The organism is Cobetia sp. 1CM21F (assembly GCF_023161745.1).
Classification (GTDB): Bacteria; Pseudomonadota; Gammaproteobacteria; order Pseudomonadales; family Halomonadaceae; genus Cobetia; species Cobetia amphilecti.
Genome location: NZ_JALNTQ010000020.1, coordinates 1 through 417, shown reverse-complemented (window position 1 = coordinate 417; position 417 = coordinate 1). Strand labels below are relative to the sequence as shown.

Genomic DNA, 417 nt, shown 5'->3' with positions numbered 1-417 from the left:
CATGCGCTTGGCGCACATATCTATCGTCAGCATGATTCACATTGTTAAAGAGCGGCTGTTCAGAGAACAGTGAGAAGTCACACAACCTTCACGAGGAAGGCGATATGCTTGTCACTGTGGACTGTGCAGCGTTATCAGGTAGTAGAAGCTGAACCGGACTTTCATGGTGGAGCCAAGCGGGATCGAACCGCTGACCTCCTGCGTGCAAGGCAGGCGCTCTCCCAGCTGAGCTATGGCCCCAAAGTCGGCAAAACCGTGTCGACAAAAGCACGAAGCTTTTGGTGGGTCTGGGCAGATTTGAACTGCCGACCTCACCCTTATCAGGGGTGCGCTCTAACCAACTGAGCTACAGACCCGACACTACTACTCGATAAACTAACTTGATCAGGTAATTCGTTGTGAGCACTTGCCGCGAGC

At 52.8% G+C, this 417-nt stretch carries 2 tRNA genes; both read right to left on the bottom strand.

Annotated features, from left to right (window positions below):
- Nucleotides 1-164: 164 nt before the first annotated feature.
- Nucleotides 165-240 (bottom strand) — tRNA-Ala (locus MSG32_RS17925).
- Nucleotides 241-279: 39 nt separating this feature from the next.
- A tRNA-Ile gene (locus tag MSG32_RS17920) sits at nt 280-356 on the bottom strand.
- Between the last annotated feature and the right edge of the window lie 61 nt (nt 357-417).